The following is a 17,057-nucleotide window of genomic DNA, read 5'->3' on the forward strand; positions in this document are numbered from 1 at the left end:
CACCCCACCTGCATATGAAGCTAGCCACTGCCATCACTGTCACCGCCTTCACCCTGCTCTCAAGCGCCCTTGGCCAAGACGAAAAACCCATGAACGCAAAACCCACCATTGTCCTCGTCCACGGTCTGTGGGCAGATGGTTCCTCCTGGAACAAAGTCATCACCCCCCTGGTAGAGGATGGATTCGAAGTCATCTCCGTGCAGAATCCCACCACCACCCTCGAGGATGATGTGGCTGCGGCCAACGCGGCGATCGAGCGTGCCAAAGGTGATGTGATTCTCGTCGGACACTCGTGGGGTGGATTTGTCATCACCGAATCCGGAGCCCATCCCAAGGTTAAAGGATTGGTCTATGTCGCGGCGTTCGCTCCGGACAAAGGGGAAACCGTGCCGACACTCAGCGCGAATGCGGCTCCGACCAAGCTCACAGATTTCCTCAAAGAAGCCAACGGCCTGCTGACTGTCTCCAAGGAAGGCGTCGCCAAGGTGTTCGCCGGTGATTTGCCGAAGAGCGAGCAGGAGGTAATCTACGTCGTTCAGCAACCGGCTTCGCCCAAAGTCTTCGCCGGAGTCGGCCAGCATGCCGCATGGAAAACGAAGCCCTCCTGGTATGTCGTTGCATCACAGGACAAGACCATCAATCCCCAGCTTGAAGAGTGGATGGCGAAGCGCGCCAAGTCGAAAATCACCGTTCTGGAAGCCAGCCACGTGGCGATGCTCTCCAAGCCCAAGGAAGTGCTGGAAGTCATCCTGGATGCGGTGAAGAGCACCAGCAAGTGACGCCCCAAACCTCGCCGGAGGCCGTGTCCATGAAACGCGTGCTCCGTCCCAACACTGAGAGGAAACGCATCATGCAAAAAGAGATCATCGCCATTTGGAAAGTCAGGGCATCGGAAACAGAAAGGGTCCTCGGGCTGCTGCCAGCGTTGGCGGCGCAGACGATGAATGAAGAGGGAAACATCTTCTACTCCGTCTACAGGTCGGAGACTGACCCCAATGAGTTCATCCTGCACGAGTGCTATGCCGACGAGCATGCAGCCGATTCTCACCGCAAGTCGGACCACTACCAGAACATCGTTGTAGCTGAAATCATCCCTTGTCTGGAATCCCGAACCGTGACGGTCGTCAGAAAGCTTCTGTGAATTAGTGAATCGTTCTCAACCTGCAAACCCATATGTCCAAGAAAGTCCTTATCATTGTATCGAACGCCAATGTCATCGGCCCACACAACCGGAGAACAGGCATCTTCCTTCCCGAGGTGGCGCATCCGTATGCCGAGTTCGACAAGGTCAAATATCAGGTCGACTTCGCGAGCCTTACGGGAGACACCCCGTACCTTGACGCGCTCCATCTCGCCAATGATCCTGCGAACCTGGCATTCCTCGTGGGCGACGGATGGACCAGGATGCAGAAGGCCAAAAAGCTCTCAGACGTCGATGTTCGCCCATACGACGCGATTTTTATCCCGGGTGGTCTGGCACCCATGGTTGATATGCCCGAGCATCCGCTGTTGAAGCAAGTCGTGCGCGAGACCTATGAGCGCAAGGCCATCGTTGGAGCTGTGTGTCATGGCCCGGTGTCGCTGCTGAATGTGAAATTGAGCGACGGTTCCTACATCGTGAAAGGCAAGAACATCACCTCATTCACGAATGAGGAGGAGGAGAACTACGCCAAGACCGATGTCCCCTTCGAACTGCAAACAGCGCTCACTGGCCAGGGCGCCATCTTCCATACGGTGAGCCCCTGGCAACCCAACAGCATCACAGACGGGCTCCTCGTCACCGGTCAGAATCCGGCGTCCGCCCAAGGAGTCGCCCAGAAGATGATCAAGCTGTTGGAAGCTTGAAGAACACTTGAAACCCGGTCGCAGGCGGACGTGGTGTGCAGTTCGATGATCACTCCCGCAAGATCGAAAGTGTTGCTGCTACCGCTAAAAGTGATGAATTGCCACTGCTTGCGCTGCTGGCGTCCCTCGATCGTGTTCGGCGGGACGTCAGTATTCCGCAATGGCTCCAGTGTGGGCGTTGAGCACAAGTGTGCGAAAATTCGCAGGCAATCTTCCTGGCGTACGTTCAACGTCGCCCGACAGCGCGAGAGTAACGCACCATTTGGGGGCGCTGGCAAACTTGGGAAGGGTGGTGCCTCCGTTGGGCTTGAAGGCGAAGAGCGGCGGCGTGGTATCCTCATCGTCCACATCTCCGGGATTCGCGAGTGAGGTGACGTGCAACAGGGTGGAGTAGATATCATGCGTCATCATCACCGTGGACGGATCGAGCCGGTATGCCTCACCGAGGGGACGCCATTTTCCGGTCGTGCGGTCGGGTGCCAAAAGCTGCCAGGCGCGGTACTCCTCCGCTGCGCCTGGATCGGATTCATCCGGAAGCTTGAGAAAGCGGATGCCGACGAGGCGGTTCTCCCTTGCTGCAAGCTGGGCAGCGTAGGCAAGGTCATTGCTGAAGCGCATCGTGGAGGACGATAACTGCTGGGCGGCTATCACATGGCTCACGGAGGTTGTCGCAAGCGTCAGGAGTATCGCCATGATCGAGACCACGAGCAGCAGCTCGATCAGCGTAAAGGCGCGGGCAACTCGGCACGCGTGTCCGTCTGGGCAAGGGACTGGAGGTCTAGTCTTCAAGGCTGGAGGTGAGCTTGGCCGCCGGTATCTGGACGGCAGTGGAAAATACGCGGAAGCTGAGCTTGCGCTGGCCCAGCTCGGCTTCTAGTCGTTGAAGGTCCTGCTCATAATCTGCAGACTTCTGAAAGAGCGTGTTGTTTACCAGCCCAGTGAGTTCCAGGGCGAGCGCGTCCGCTTTCGCGGTGTCGAATGCGCTCCATTCACGTTCATCCAGGGCGATGAGGGTGAGCCGCAACACCGGAGGAAGCTGGTGACGGGAGTGGATGGCTTCGGTGGAAGTCTCCGGCCACTGGTAGCGGCGGGTGTCGTAGAGGTAGTTGGCTGCGGCATCGATGCTCGCTCCAGTCTTTCCGGTGGTGGCAGGCCATACGGGCTGGATGAGGACGGCGAGGACATTTTCCGCCACCGGCTGGGAGTCGACTTCGAGAGAGTCACGAAACCACTGGTACAAGGCGTCCCTGCCGGTCTGCGCTTCCACCCACGGCACGGGCATGCTGCCGCCCTTGGGATCGGGGACCACACCATAAAGAGCAAGCTTTTCCGTCGGCTGGCGAAACTCCATGAGACGGAAACGCTTCTTCTCCGGGTGGGCGACGTCGGGCCCGAGAAAGTCGGGGCGGCGTGGCAGGTCGCTCTCATATTGCGCATACCAGCCCCAGCCATTCAGAAGGTTCTCCAGCGAGGATGAGGAGGCAGTGGCGCTGGTATCGAGCGTTTCCCCGAGCGGTGCCTGGAAAAAGACGGCATGTCCCGCAGTGTGCTGGGCATCGGGAAGGAGGGCGGCTGCGGGCCCGCTTACGTAGTGCAGCTCAGACTGGCGGTGATAGAGAGTGGGGGTGCCATTGCTGTCCAGCTTGTACCCCCAGTAGGAGTTCAGTGTCACCTGTGAAAGACGGCGGGCAATGGCCTCAAAGGCCGCGCGCGACTCGCGGAACTCGCCGACACGCGCCCTGGCCTGGCCCCAAGTGCGCTGCGTGTCAGACAGCACTTGCGCGAGGAAGATCATGAGCACGGACAGTACGGTCATGGAAACCAGCAGTTCCACCAGGGTGAAGCCACGCATTGTCACCACTCGCCTCGATGATCCGGGGGGCGCATTCATAGCAGGGTTAGTTAGACGCCACCGGCTGGTTCACCGCGTATTTGTCCATCTGCGCTACGAGGGTCTGCGCCTTGCGACAGGATTCCGGTTTGGCCAGGGCCGCAGCAGGGTTCGGACTTTCCGTCATGAGCATCTGCACGGACTTCAGCCGCGGATTGGTCTGCTGCATGCCCGGCAGCGTCGGCGCGTCGCTCACGGTGACTCGCACGGTGAAGATGGCACTGGTGTCGCCGTCTTTGACGCGGGTCCCCTGGCCGTCAAAGATGTAGTCCTTGCTTCCACCGCTATTCTGCTGTTGCAGCACCTCGCTCCACTCCCGCATACGATAGTCTGCGGCGATCGCCTGCACAATGCGAGCCTCAGCGGCCACGTTGGAGGACTGGCGGAGCGCATCCAGAGAAAGAGGAATCATTCCCACGAGGGTGACGATCACAGAGGCGGCGATACCCACGGCAACCGCTGTTTCCGCGAGTGAGAATCCCGCCTGGTATTTTTTTGAGGCAGGTGATTGGGGTTTCGTATTCATGGCGCAAAAGTTTTTCTTCCGATCACGCGGAAGCGGTAGTAGTCGTCCAGCGAACCGTCCTGGTCCGGATTGGCGATAAAGTCGGGCAGGCTGGGATCATTGGGATCCAGATAGCGCTCGATGGTGGCGGATCCGCGCTGCTCGGCGGAGATGGTGTCCGTCTCTTCATCCCATTCGGCGGGCCCAGTGGAGCGCGCTTTCTTGAGCACCTGCACACGGTAGTGCACCTGGTAGATGTTGGACTTGGTGGTGAGGCGCGGGTAGAGCTGGTTATAGGGGGACTCACGTGTGTTGTCGCCCGTAAGCTCGAAGCCATCTTTCTGGGTATTGAGGTTGCCATTCCACCACTCAGTCATGTCATCGTAGCTGGGAGACTTGCTGGGTTTGCCGTCGGATCGCGGATAATAGGGCGAATCCCCAGAGCCGGTCTTGGTCTTGGGTTTGGGCACCAGAAAGATGTCGCAGATCTCCGACGCGGAGCGGAAGATGTCGCCCTGTTCGAAGCGACGTTGGAGGCCCTTCACCGTCTCCTCCGCGTTTACCTCGTAGACGGTGTCGTATTTCAGCCAGTGTTCCCAGCTCTTGTAACACTCCTCCAGTTGGGATGCGGTGACGGCCAGCGTGGTGCCGTCCTTGACCCAGGCGATTTCATAAGGAAGTGCGCTGATCCTGACGCTACGCAAAGCAGCGTGCAATCCGGTGGCACGCTGAATGTAGGCGAAGGGCATGATCTGGCTGTTCATGTTGATCTTGCCCGCCGTGGAAAGCGGCTCGCTGATGGCATAGGGTTCCACGACCGGCATCCAGAACAGATCCAGCATCAGGTGATCGCGTGGTGCTTTGAAGCCGTAGTGATCCGTCTGGGCCGGGTCTGCGGTCGAGGCGCGGGACCGTGAAGGTGGATTAGGACAGAAGAGAAGCGTCTGCCACGGACTCACCTTGTTTGAATTTGCCGGGATGGGATGGATTCCCGTAGGCAGGGATCCGAAGGCTACAGCGGAGCAGATCTGGCGGTTGGGAGCGTAGACTCTGCCGGAATTCTCCTCAGTGAATCCATCACGGGCGAAGTAGCCATTTCTGACACCCGTGTTTCCTGTCATGCCCGTGTCATCCGGCTTGTTGATGTAGGGGCCATCTTCGATACGTCCCATACCATTGTCCCAGTCTCCTGGGCGACCTGCACCGATGGCATTATAGGCGCCATCCAGGCGGTAAGGCGTAGCAGGCTGGCAGTCCTGCCAGTAGGGCACGTCTTTGAGGAGGCCATACGGCTTGTCGATCTTGGTGGGTGAGGTGATCACATAGCCCGCCATCTGCCAGGTGTGCTGCCTGCCTTTCGTGTTGGGAGTGATGTAGGAAGCCGCAAAGCCCCGGCCGTAGTGACCTGACCACGACGTGCCTGAGTGGCGCAGGGATTGAGCCTCCTCCTTGGTGTCGCTGTCGTAGTCCGCGTGCTTGGTATAGTAGTCCTGGCTGATCTCGCGCATGGCACACATCACCCTGAAGTCGCCCTTGGCCGGACTGGTGGCGCTGGTCACCACAGAGCGGGCGGTGTCACCGAGCACGATCAGATAGTTCTGGGGATCATTCTTTCCGAGTCGCTGTTGCAGATCCATGTTCGCCATGGAGACGGTCCAGTCCTTGCTGGGGTCGACCCCCGAATCCACCCGGACGCGCGGGACGGGCCAGCGGCCAGTGGGGGTGGGGAAATTCAACGTCGCCGTCTGGATGAGTGTCTTGTCATCCAATTGACCGGGCGGGCCGGCGCCGAGGTGAATCTCCACCGTGATGGGACCTCCGGTGAACTGAAAATTCGGGTTATCAGACACATCCACTTCCTGGCTCACAAAGGGGAAGGAATTCGTCTCATCCGCACCTGATCCGCCCACGGCCACGGTCTTTGCCGTCTTGTTGGCCTTGAAGAATTGGGCGTGCATGGAGGTGTACGCCGTGGAGTGTCCTCCATCGAAGGTGGATCCTGCGGGCACCCAGGAGCGGTTCACCGCGGCGGAGGGGAAACCCAGGGGTTTGCCATTGGCCTTCCAGCTTTCCAAACCCTTGATGCGGTAGCGCACATTGGGAGTGTAAGGCGGCATACCCACCACCGGGGTGAACGGCTGCAACACCAGAAAGGCCCGCATCTTCTTCGTTTTGTCCGCCCTGTTATCCTTGGGAGCCTTGTCGAGGGGCTGTGCCGGTGTCGTGGTAGTATCCATCTCCACCTCGGTGGCCATGAATACGACGGAGGCCTCGATGATCGTGGGGTAGCGGCCAAAGGCCTTGAGTTTCGTGCCGAAAGACTCGGTGCTGGTACCCGAGGCGACGACCGGCACCGCGGAAGCCTCCGCGAGAAAGGAGGCATTGAGCCCGGTGTAGGCACGAGGAGGAATGTAGTGGTACTTCGGCGTAGTGTACGGATTGGAGGCATTCACCCCCCAGCGAACCAGATCGAACATGGAGAGCAGGATCTGATTGCGGTTCAGTGCACCATACTTCTCATCAAATGTGGCCGCGCCGAAGCCGGGCACGCCCTTCTTCGTGAGTGTCTGGAGATAACCAAACACCTTCTGGTTTTGCGAGAGCGCGAAGTCCTCCGTGGGGCTCTGGGATGAACCTTGCTTGGTCGAGTTGTTCTCCCACGTGGAGGCGCGCTGGAAGCAAGCTGTCTGCCCGGCGGCAGTGGTGCAGAAGGCCAGCAGCTTGTCCTTGGCGGTGCGTTTGGTTGTCTCTGCCTGGATGGGCCAGAGGGATACTCGCGGACGGTTGAAGACATTCACCTCCGGCGAGCGGCTGTGTGCGGTGAGAAAGAAGCGGCTCATCTGCAGATCCGCTGCATCTACCGCACCGCCGGAGGGGTTCACCGCGCGCTGGGCCGTGCCGGTGTTGAAAGTGGAACCATAGAAAAACTCGTCCACCGAGGTGAAGAGCCGCTCACGCTTCACAGGAAGGCCGTCGGCATTGGTGGGCGTCTCCGTACCTCCGCGTGTCCCTTCGCCCGCGAGACCTGGATTGGTCCTGGGAATGAGATCGTAGATGCTCTTCAGGTAAGTCTGGTAGGCGGACTTGTTTCCGACGGTGCCATCGTTCTGCACAATCGGAAGCTGGGGTTTGTAGCGGTCGTCAAAAGCCTGGAGCACCGTGCTGAGGCACGTCATGGCCGGATGACCCGGAAAGCGCTGGAATTCATTCTGCGCGGGAATGTAGTAGGCGAAGTTCCGATCAGACCAGCCTGCGGCCCTGGGAACATCCCAAGGCGTGCCCTCGGCAGCGGTGTTGAGGTTGACCTTGCAGCTTTCATCATCCGTCCAGAAAGCAATGCGACCGACGATGGGATTGGCCCTGGTGACAACGCCTTCATCAAACGTGGCTTTGTCCCCTGCCCCGCCATTGGGAACCACCAGCCGTCCATCCTGCAAGACATAGAGCCAGCGCACCGGCATGGGCAACGGCTGCTCCGAGGTGCTTCCTGGAACGGGTATGGTGTTTGAGAGGCCGAAGCCAGCGACCTTCCCAGTCTTGCTGCCGCCCGCAGCATCCTGGAGTGCGGATGCATCCAGAATCGGATAGACGCGCCTGGTATTTCCCTCGCCATTGATCTGGGCCACTGGCTCATTCAGGTCCGTGAATTGCGCTCGTGTCTCCTTCCATTTGCTGAGTGTATCCGCCTCGGTTGCGGCGTTGAAACGCGTGCCTTCTTCCGACATCTTGTCAGAAGAATAGAGCCGCCATGCGGTCTCCAGTCTGGAGCGGCCGCCCGGTCCTCCTGACTCCGTGCCGAACACGCGAATCATACCGGGCTGTGACGCCCACGACTTCGTCATCCCCAGACCGGAAGTTGCCTGCCGGATCTGCCCCATGATGATGCTCACGGGCATGTCCGAGAGGGTGCGAACCTGGGAGGACTGGCTGAACGCGGATGAGGAACGCGTCTCGGACGACCCCATCGACAGAAGCGCGAGCACCAGCACCATGAGCAGGGCCATGATGGCGAGCACCATGACAATCGCCATGCCGGATGGCCGCAAGCGCCTGGATATGAATTGCTGTTTCATCGTGGTATACGACTTTCTAGTACAAACTAATACTACATAGTACTCACGGGCGGCGGCGACGCAGGACGAGGAGCGCGAGGCCACCCAGCAGAAGAAGAGCCCGGTCAGGCTCCGGCACGACAGCCACCGCGATGTAAAACCCACTGGCATCTGTGGAAGTGATCCAACTGAGTCCCGAATCCAGCGAGGGAAGGTCCAGTGTGGTGAAGCCGCCCGTAAACTTTGTGGCCTCGGTGACACCAGACCAGTCGAGCAACTGCCACTTGTCCCCTGCCGCCCAGTCCGTGGCGGAGAAGGTAGTGGTATCCGTGACCTTCAGCGTGCCGCTGAGAACAATACTGGTATCGCTGAAGAGGAGAAGCTGGTCATTCGATTCTGCGGAATTCTCGCCACCGAGATTGTCGTAGATATCAAAATCCAGCGTGCCCAGGAGAGAAATGGTTCCTGCGCCGCTGGTGGCGACACTCAGGTTCTCCGCTGTGATGTCTCCCGGACTACCAACTTCGAGCACGCCACCGCTATTCACGGTGATGTTCTGCGTGCTGGTGATCAATCCCACCGTGCCCGTACCCCCGAGGCGCCCGCCGGAGACCACCACCACATTTCCCGAACCGGTCGCAGAGCCGGCAGTGTTGTTCGCCCGCAGCGTGCCTGCATTCACCGAGGTGCCTCCGGCATAAGTATTGGCACTGGTGATGGCGACGGTGCCCGACGTGGTCTTCGTCAGCGCTCCGCTGCCACCAAGGGTACCGCTCACCGTGCCGCTCTGCACTGCATAGGAGGAACCTGTCAGCACGCCAGTGGTGCCGGTGATGGTTCCGCTCATCAGCATGACCGTGCCCACAGTGTCGCTGTTAACACCCACATCCAGCGTGCCGCCGTTCACAGTGACCGCACCTGAGTCCACAAGGGTGTCCGTGACGTGGCCGAGCGCGAGTGTGCCTTCGTTTACCGTGGTGCCTCCCGTGTAGGTGCTGGTCCCGGAAAACGTCAGCACACCCGCGCCGACCTTGGTGAGACCGCCACTGGTGTTGGCGGCCAGACTGATGGTGCCGGCCATCGCGGCGGTGGTGGCACCACCGCCGTGGAGGGTTACGGTCAGCACATCACCATCCGCATAGCCGGTGCCGGGATTGGTGATCACAAAGCCGGTGACGACCCCGTTGACGACCGTCGCAATCGCCGTGGCTCCGCTGCCGGAACCGCCGCTGAGGACCACCACGGGCGTGTCGACATATCCGGAGCCACCATCGATCACAGCGATGGAACTCACACCGCTGCCGGAGGGAGCCTGCAGAGCCTGGGAGACCGTGATATCGGAGCCACCGGAGTCAATCTTCGCGCCACCGGCATGGACGTAGGCGTTCGTGAGGCCTGTCATGAAGGTGGCGTTGGTCGCGTTGGCCTTCAGGGTGCCTCCGTTGAAGTTGAAGGTCCCTGTGCCCGCACCCTTGTTCACCCGGTTGGTGGTGATGGTTCCGCCAAGAAGATTTACGGTGCCATTGCCGCTGGCCAATTGTCCCAGGGTCAATCCATTCGTGGCAAGATTGACGCTCGCCGAGCCGGACACGTTCAGGGTCCCCAGCCCATTCTCACCCACGTGCATGCCTCCGCTGCCACTCGTCGCAGTAAAGGTTCCCGTGCCACTGGCATTGTACACGCCGATAGAGCCGGAACCGCCTGCACCGATGGTCATGCGGTTCGAGTTGAGCAGGATGTTTCCGCCGCTCTGATTCAGGATGGCGCGATCGTTGTTGAAGCCCACGACAAACCAGCTCGCGCTCGTCACACTGCCGTCGATCAGCGACATGGCGGCAAAGGCTCCAGTGCCGCGGCCCAGATGAAACTCGCTGCCAGTGGTGATGGTGCCGGAGGTCATCTTCACGAAGCCACGGCTGTTGGCGACCGAGCCGACGGCAATGCTGGGGCTCGTGTTCTTGGAGGCATTCAGCGTGCCGCCCTCGATCGAAAGCACCGCGTTGACGTTTGCGGTATTCCCGACAGTGGCCTGCCCAACATTGGCAGTGTTTGCGGCATTGATGGCTCCCGTCAACAGCAGCGTGCCCGCGCTTACCGTGGTGGTGCCGGTGTAGGTGTTCAGGCCCGAGAGCGTGAGCATGCCTCCCCCGGTTTTGATCAAGGCGCCGGTTCCGCTGATGATGCTGGAGAAGGAGATCGCATCGCTGCGGTTGAAGGTAAGCGTACCGTTGTTGGTCACATTCCCGGTGCCAAGCGTTCCGGTTGTACCGCCCGTGCCAACTTGCAGCGTGCCGGCGCTGATGGTGGTAGTGCCTGTGTAGGTGTTGCTGCCGGTGAGAGTCTGCACACCCGTGCCGAGTTTGGTGAGAGACAGGGCGCCTCCGCCCGAGTTCTGAATGATCCCGGCGAAGGTGGTGGTGGCGTTGTTGGCTCCAATGGCCAGCGTCGCCGCGATCGCGGCGGTATTGTCCACCAGCGCGGTGGCTGTGGTGGCAGCCAGTCCATCAAAAGTTTCTTCGTTGCCATTCAAATCAAAAATCCCGCTCGAAGCGATGGTCACATCCGTGGTATCGACAATCTGATTGGCGGCGAGCAGCTGGACGGTATCCGCGCTGCCGACTCCATCCCCGATGGTCAGGGTGGTGCTGGCAATCGCATTCACACCCGCTGTCTTGCCCAGTCGCAGGATGCCGTCATTCACGGTGGTTGCACCCGTGTAGGTGTTGGCCGCCGTGCCGCTGAAAACAAGCGTACCCGCGCCTGTCTTGGTGATGCCAAAGGCCCCGCCGCCAGCCCGGATGTCGCCACCCACAGTGAGCGTGCTGGCCGTGATGGTGAGGATGCGATTGCCCCCCAGATTGACCGTGCCGGTGCCCAGGTTCAGGGCATTGCTACCGGTGAAGGTGAAGTCTCCATTCCACTCCTGCACGTTATTCGTCGCGAGTGTCAGTGCGCTGCCGCTGGTGTTGTCAATCGTGCCGCCATTGATCAAAAAGGTGCCGGTACCGATGGCGGAATTGCTGGAGGAGGTTCCTCCATTATTGAGATTGAGCGTCGTGCCGGCGACCAGGGTGGTGCCGCCGCTGTAGGTGCTGTTGCCGGAGAGTGTCACGGCACCTCCGGTCTTGTTTGCCACGAGAGCGACATTGCCTCCGCCCGAACCATTCGCGATGACACCGCTAAGGTTTGTCGAACCACTGCCAGATCCGCCGAGGGTCAGGGTGAATGTTCCGGATGCCGCGAGTCCAGTCACGTTGCTGCCCACGGTCAGGGCGTTGCTGGAGTTGTTGTTCCAGGGCTGGCTGGCTCCCAGCATGACGGTCGTCGCGGTGATGGAAAGAGCACCCGCGCCGGACTGCTGGTTGATGCCGCCAGCACCCGCAAGGGTCAGGCTGTTGCCGCCGGCGATTCCCACACTGCTGGTGGATGAAACCGTCAGGCTCTTGATGCTTGTGTCCGCACCGAGAGCAGTGTTCAGGTTCGCAGCGCCATTCGCGGCAAAGAAGACATCCGTTGCCGCCTGCGGAAGTGCGCCGGCGTCCGTTCCGCCGGATTGAGAGGAGTCCCAGTTGGTGTTGCCGGAGTTGTTTGTATTCCACAGAGCGTTCACATCCCCCTTCCAGTAGGCACTCAGCGGAGCCGAGGTCGAGAGAGTTACCGCGAGCGTGTCCCCCGTGAGAATGGAGAGACTCAAGTTGAATCCGCCCAAGGTGGAGACGGACGAGGTGAAGTTGCTGAGGCTGATGCCCGCCGCACCGGTAATCAAATTGTAGGTGCCTGCCACGGCGCCGATATCCGCAAAGTTCAGCGTGGTGACGCCGCTCACGTTCAATACGCCACTTGTCAGGGCGAGAAGATCCGCCGCACTGCCAAGATCAAAGCCCAAGGTAGATGCTCCATTGATGGTCAGTCCCGAAGCCAGCGTCAGGGTGCCCGCTGCGCCATTCTGCATGTTGAGAAATGAGCCGCTGTCGAGTGTGAGCAATCCAGCGATGGTGCCGGTGCCAGCCATCGTCGCCCCGGAGGAAACAGTGGCTGTTCCCGCCAGTCCAGAGATTGAGAGCGTGCCGCCGCTTACGTTGGTGCCGCCTGTGTAGAGTGTGGGCGCGCCGAGAGCCAGCGTGCCGGTGCCGGACTTAATCAGGCCACCGGTGTTGCTAGCGGCGAGTGCTGCGGCATAGGACACACTCTGGCCATTGGTGTCGATCCTGATGGCACTCGTGCTGTTGATGATCTTCGCGGAGTAGTCGACGGCGTTGTTGATGCCATGCTGCAGTGTGCCTCCCGTGAAGGTGATGTTACCACCTCCTCCAAGTGCTCCGGCACTATCCAGATGGAGCGTGCCCGCATTGATGGTGGTGACGCCTGTGTAGGTATTCACTCCAGAAAGCGACATGGTGCCCGCCCCTGTCTTGGTGATGCCGACTGCGGCGTTCTGCGTGATGGCGGCATAAACGAGCAGGTCGGTGGCCGCCGCGCCGTCCTCCACAGTAAAGACGACGCTGGTGTTTCCGTTGTCGTTACGGAGATGCAGGCGACCCGCAATGGTCGATGTGGCAGCGCTGGCGAAGGAATTCACCGCATCAGACTGCCCAGCCATCTTACCCAGCACCCAATAGCTGGTGGCGGCGGCGCTGCTGAGGCCTCCGTTGGATGTCATAGTAGCGCCGGTCAGGTTGTACGTGGTGTTGAATCCCTGGTCACCCGCAGCCGTGGTTTCGAGCGTGCCGCCGAGGTTATTGACTGTCGTAATGCCAAGGCCGATGTTGTATCCAAAGGCATTCACTGTGGTGGCTTGCACCAGGGCTCCTGAATTGATGGTGAGTGCTCCGCGAACCGTTCCAGTCCCGTTGTTTGCTCCCGCCAACACCAGGGTTCCGGCGTTGACGATCGTACCACCGGTGTAGGTGCTCTGGCCGGTGAGCGTCAGGGAACCAGCGCCGTTTTTCGCAAGGCCACCGCTCGTGTTTGCCGCGGTGGTGATGGCGTCGGTGCTGACAGAGGTGGTGGCATAGCCTCCGCCGCTGAGCGTGACTGTCGTGGGCGCTACGGTGTAAACACCAGGGTTGGTAATGGTGATACCCGCGAGATTGCCGCTGGCATCAATGGTAGCTACCGCCGTGGCACCGGAGCCGGTGCCGCCGCTGATGGTCACCAGCGGAGCGGTGGTGTATCCAGTCGTGGTGAAGCCGGTTCCAGCCAGAGAAATGGACGAGACACCGGAATCCGTGGGCGCGAGTAGTGCCTGCCCGATGGTGATCGTCTGGCCGTTGGTATCAATGTTCGCGCCTTCACTGTACACATAGGCGTTGGTGAGGCCAGTCATGAAGGCGGTGGCAGCTCCGGTGCTCGCCTTCAGGATACCTCCGTGGAAATTGAAAGTAGCGGTGCCAGATCCTTTACGTACCCGCATCGCATCAATGGTGCCTCCACCCGCTCCTATCGCTCCCAGGTTGACGATGCCGGTGCCTGCCGCAGTGCCAAGGTTTCCACCAATGGTCAGGCCGGCGGAACTTGCACTCCCCCCCAGAGTGGCCAGGCCCGTGCCGGAGACGTTCAGGATGCCGAGGCCGTTTTCACCGACGAAGATGCCGCTGGCAGTGCCAACGGTCTGCGTGTTCGTGAAGCTGCCCGCCGTGATGTTCATCACACCGGTGGTGTTGGCCGTGGCACCCAAGGTGGCTCCGAAGTTGCCAATGGTGCCGATGGAAACCGCACCGCCGTTGATGTTCCAGATGCCGGTGGCGCCGACGGTGGTGATGCCGCTCACAAGGTATCCGCCAATCGTGACGGTCCCGCCGCTGATATTCGCCACCCCGAAGCCAGCCCGCCCAACCCAGATCTCCCGAAGTGTGGCGGTGCCCCCCGTGGTGATGGAGCCGGACGTCATGTCCAGGATGGCCGTGCCCCCCGTGGTGTTGCCCACCACGAACGCCGCATTTCCCGTGAACGACCCGCCGACGAGAATAGAGCCGCCTTCTACCACCATTCGAGCCGTGGTGCCTGAGGCAGGAGTGATGAGGATGTGTCCGGCCGTGTTGCCGGCGTTGATGGAGCCCGTGACCTTGATCGTTCCCAGATTCAGTGTGGTCCTGTCTGTATAAGTACTGGCGCCGCTTAGCGTGAGGGTGCCCGCACCGCCTTTGTTAAGTCCCAAGCCCGCTGCGCCGCCATTCTGCAGGACGCCGGAGAAGGTGTTGTCGACGGCGTTGTTGATGAAGAGCCACCGTATCGCGCCACCGCCGTTTCCAATAGTGCCGCCGCCGGTGAGGCCGGTGGCGATGAAGTCGTGGGTGGTGCCGGCAGCGGCCCCGGTGTTGAACCGGAAGGTGCTTCCCGTGGCGACATCAAGGGTGCCGCCAATGTTGCTGGCCGCCGTGGTGGTAATGGCCAGAACTCCGGGGCCGGTCACATTGAGGCCCGTGCTCACGCTGGTCATACGGCCCACAGTCAGTGTGCCGGCACTGACATTCACTGTACGTGATCCGGATCCAGTCAGGGTCACGACACCGCTGTTGAAGTTCAGATCGTTCGTCCCGCTGAAGGTGAAGTCGCCTGCCCAGGTTTGAGCCTTCGCGGTGGTGGTGGTGATCGCGGCGCCGCTGGTGTTGTTGATGATGCCGCCATTGATCGTGAGCACGCCTGTCGCGGTGTTACCCAGAGCGGCGGCGTTGTTGATGTTCAACCGTCCTCCGTTGAGCGTCACGCCACCTGTATACGTGTTGACTCCCGAAAGCGTGAGCGTGCCCGCGTCGCTCTTGGTCAGCGCCACCGTGCCGGTGGTGCCGTTGCTGATTATGCCGCTGATGAGGGTGTTTCCTGCTCCCGCCACGGCCAGTGTTTTGATGCCTGCACCCGTGGATCCACTGATGCCACCAGCCAGAGTCAGCAGTTGCCCTCCGGTCGTGCTGTTGTTGGTGATGGAGAAGAGCTGGGCCGTGCCGTCGTTTCCAAGGACGAGGCCGGCGTTGATGAGCTGGCTGGTGGTGACAGTGGCATTGATGGTAATGGCACCGCCATTGTCCAACGTAAGCGTCTGGCTTCCCGCCGCGCCAGAGCCGATCGTGTATGCCCCTGCACCAGCCGTGTCAAAGAGAAGCGTGTTGAGGATGATTCCCGCGCCAAGGTCAATGTTGGTGTTTCCATTGCCTGCGTTGTTGAAGGTTGCGGTGTCACCTGTGCCCGGCACCAGGCTGGTGTTCCAGTTCGTCGTCGTTCCCCAGACAGCATCTGTCGTACCATTCCATGTCGCCGTAGCCGCAGGTGCGGGTTGCAGTGCCAGCAGGAGGACACAGGCTCCCACGATGGCAGAGGCGAGTCCTGGCAATCCGATTCGCGGGCCACAGTGACTGATGATGTTTTTTTCCATGATTAAGAAGCGCTGCGAATGGAGGCTCAAACAAAGTGCGTTCTGCAGCCTTAGCGGGCGGCGAAGAATCCGGCTCAGAACTTGATGCCCGTGATGAAGTCGTGATCGACGCAGGTCAGAGGCACAGAAATGCCTGCGCTCGGCGCATCTGACGGAGTGCGTGTGATCCACATGCGCTCCATCGTGAAGGATGCGCCTCCTGAATGATTGTCTCCTTCAGACGATCTTTGGTAACGATCCGCCGCCTTGTGTCCGCAACCAGCCTGCTGGCATGTCGACTGCAATGATGGGTATGCCGCATGCATCTATTCGATGTGCCGATGGTGCGCATCATTTCCTCTGCGTCTTCCGGCGGCGGCTGCGGAAGGTCCGTGGTGTCTCGCCCGTGTGCTGGCGGAACTGGCGCGTGAAGGCGCTCTGGTCGTAGAACCCATGATTCAGCGCGACCTCCGCAATTGAGCTTTCCGTGGCCAGGAGTTCATCACTCGCTGCCTGGATGCGCGTGCGCACGATGAACTCCTGGGTGCTCATGCGATACGTCTTCTGGAAGCGCCGGTTGAGTTGCCGCTCGGAGAGGTGGGCGATTTGGGCGAGATCCGCCACGGCGAGGCGCTCCCGAAAGTGGAGATGAATGTGGTCCACCACCTTCTGCAGTTGCTCGTCATCTTCGCCACCTCCCGAGCCTCCGTGATACGGGCGGACAAAGCCCATGACTCCAATCACCTCGCCATGGGCGTCCAGGATGGGCAGTTTCGTGGTGACAAACCAGTCCTTGGCCCGGGTGCGTGCATAGAGTGCCTCCACCCGATCAATGATGGGCTGGCGGGTCTGCATGACATGCAGGTCATCCTGCCGGATGGCCCGCGCGACATACGGCGGATGGATCGTCGAGTCGCTCACCCCAAGCAACTCCTCCTCCCGCGTGGCTCCAATGCGGCGAAGCATGCCCTCACCGATGGCGACGAATCGTCCTTCCGTGTCCTTGGCAAAGAAATCCGTGTCCGGCAGATGTTCGAACAGCATGCGGAACTGCTGCATCGATCCCATGCGCTTGAAGAACGCCTTTTGAAACTCGCTTGGTGCGCTGAGGGACTCGCTTCTCTTCGCGGGGGGTGCCGCGGGTTCCATTCCCAGATTGAAAATGGGGTGATGTGATGCTTCGGCAACATGCAGGATCCGTGATCCGGCATGGCCCTCAGCACGGTTCAGATGGCACGCAGACCCCGGTGGCGTCTGCGGCATGAAGGACAGGTGGCTTCCGAGGAACATAGTAAGGAGCGGCGGAATCGCCGGCGCAACGAACCGGCGGTTGGTGAATGCAATGTCGTTACTCCCCAAGCGTAGTGATCCCCCTCACGGGCATCTACAGAACGAATGTTCTGTTTTGATGGCGTT

Annotated in this window: 9 protein-coding genes; 3 read left to right on the forward strand and 6 right to left on the reverse strand. The window is 60.4% G+C overall.

What is annotated here, in order from left to right; genetic code table 11:
• The first annotated feature begins 14 nt into the window (after nt 1–14).
• From DES53_RS26055 to DES53_RS26065, 3 genes are read left to right on the forward strand one after another with little or no spacing between them, the layout of a single operon-like run.
• Nucleotides 15–779, forward strand: coding sequence for an alpha/beta fold hydrolase (locus DES53_RS26055; protein ID WP_113961264.1), 765 nt, complete (start codon nt 15–17; stop codon nt 777–779).
• 29 nt (nt 780–808) lie between these two features.
• Nucleotides 809–1,141, forward strand: coding sequence for a putative quinol monooxygenase (locus tag DES53_RS26060; protein ID WP_211325696.1), 333 nt, complete (start codon nt 809–811; stop codon nt 1,139–1,141).
• Between the two features lie 32 nt (nt 1,142–1,173).
• A complete protein-coding gene (locus DES53_RS26065; protein ID WP_113961265.1) occupies nt 1,174–1,845 on the forward strand; it encodes a type 1 glutamine amidotransferase domain-containing protein in 672 nt (223 codons plus the stop codon).
• Between the two features lie 147 nt (nt 1,846–1,992).
• On the opposite strand, the gene vccD is transcribed toward DES53_RS26065, so the two are convergent.
• From vccD to DES53_RS26095, 6 genes are all read right to left on the reverse strand, one after another.
• Nucleotides 1,993–2,634: a Verru_Chthon cassette protein D gene (vccD, locus tag DES53_RS26070; RefSeq protein ID WP_113961266.1), complete on the reverse strand. Its 642-nt coding sequence runs from the start codon at nt 2,632–2,634 to the stop codon at nt 1,993–1,995.
• Nucleotides 2,624–3,736, reverse strand: coding sequence for a Verru_Chthon cassette protein C (gene vccC, locus DES53_RS26075; protein WP_113961267.1), 1,113 nt, complete (start codon nt 3,734–3,736; stop codon nt 2,624–2,626). Before vccC ends, vccD begins: the two co-directional genes overlap by 11 nt.
• Nucleotides 3,737–3,743: 7 nt before the next feature.
• Complete coding sequence (vccB, locus tag DES53_RS26080) at nt 3,744–4,262, reverse strand: Verru_Chthon cassette protein B (protein ID WP_113961268.1); 519 nt, start codon at nt 4,260–4,262, stop codon at nt 3,744–3,746.
• Nucleotides 4,259–8,272 carry a Verru_Chthon cassette protein A gene (gene vccA / locus DES53_RS26085; RefSeq protein WP_113961269.1) on the reverse strand — a complete coding sequence of 1,338 codons (4,014 nt, stop codon included), beginning with the start codon at nt 8,270–8,272 and terminating at the stop codon, nt 4,259–4,261. Before vccA ends, vccB begins: the two co-directional genes overlap by 4 nt.
• A gap of 85 nt (nt 8,273–8,357) precedes the next feature.
• On the reverse strand, nt 8,358–15,662 hold the full coding sequence (locus DES53_RS26090) for an autotransporter-associated beta strand repeat-containing protein (RefSeq protein ID WP_113961270.1): 7,305 nt from the start codon (nt 15,660–15,662) through the stop codon (nt 8,358–8,360).
• Nucleotides 15,663–15,992: 330 nt separating this feature from the next.
• Nucleotides 15,993–16,709: an AraC family transcriptional regulator gene (locus DES53_RS26095; RefSeq protein ID WP_113961321.1), complete on the reverse strand. Its 717-nt coding sequence runs from the start codon at nt 16,707–16,709 to the stop codon at nt 15,993–15,995.
• Between the last annotated feature and the right edge of the window lie 348 nt (nt 16,710–17,057).

The sequence above is a fragment of the Roseimicrobium gellanilyticum genome (genome assembly GCF_003315205.1).
Classification (GTDB): domain Bacteria; phylum Verrucomicrobiota; class Verrucomicrobiia; order Verrucomicrobiales; family Verrucomicrobiaceae; genus Roseimicrobium; species Roseimicrobium gellanilyticum.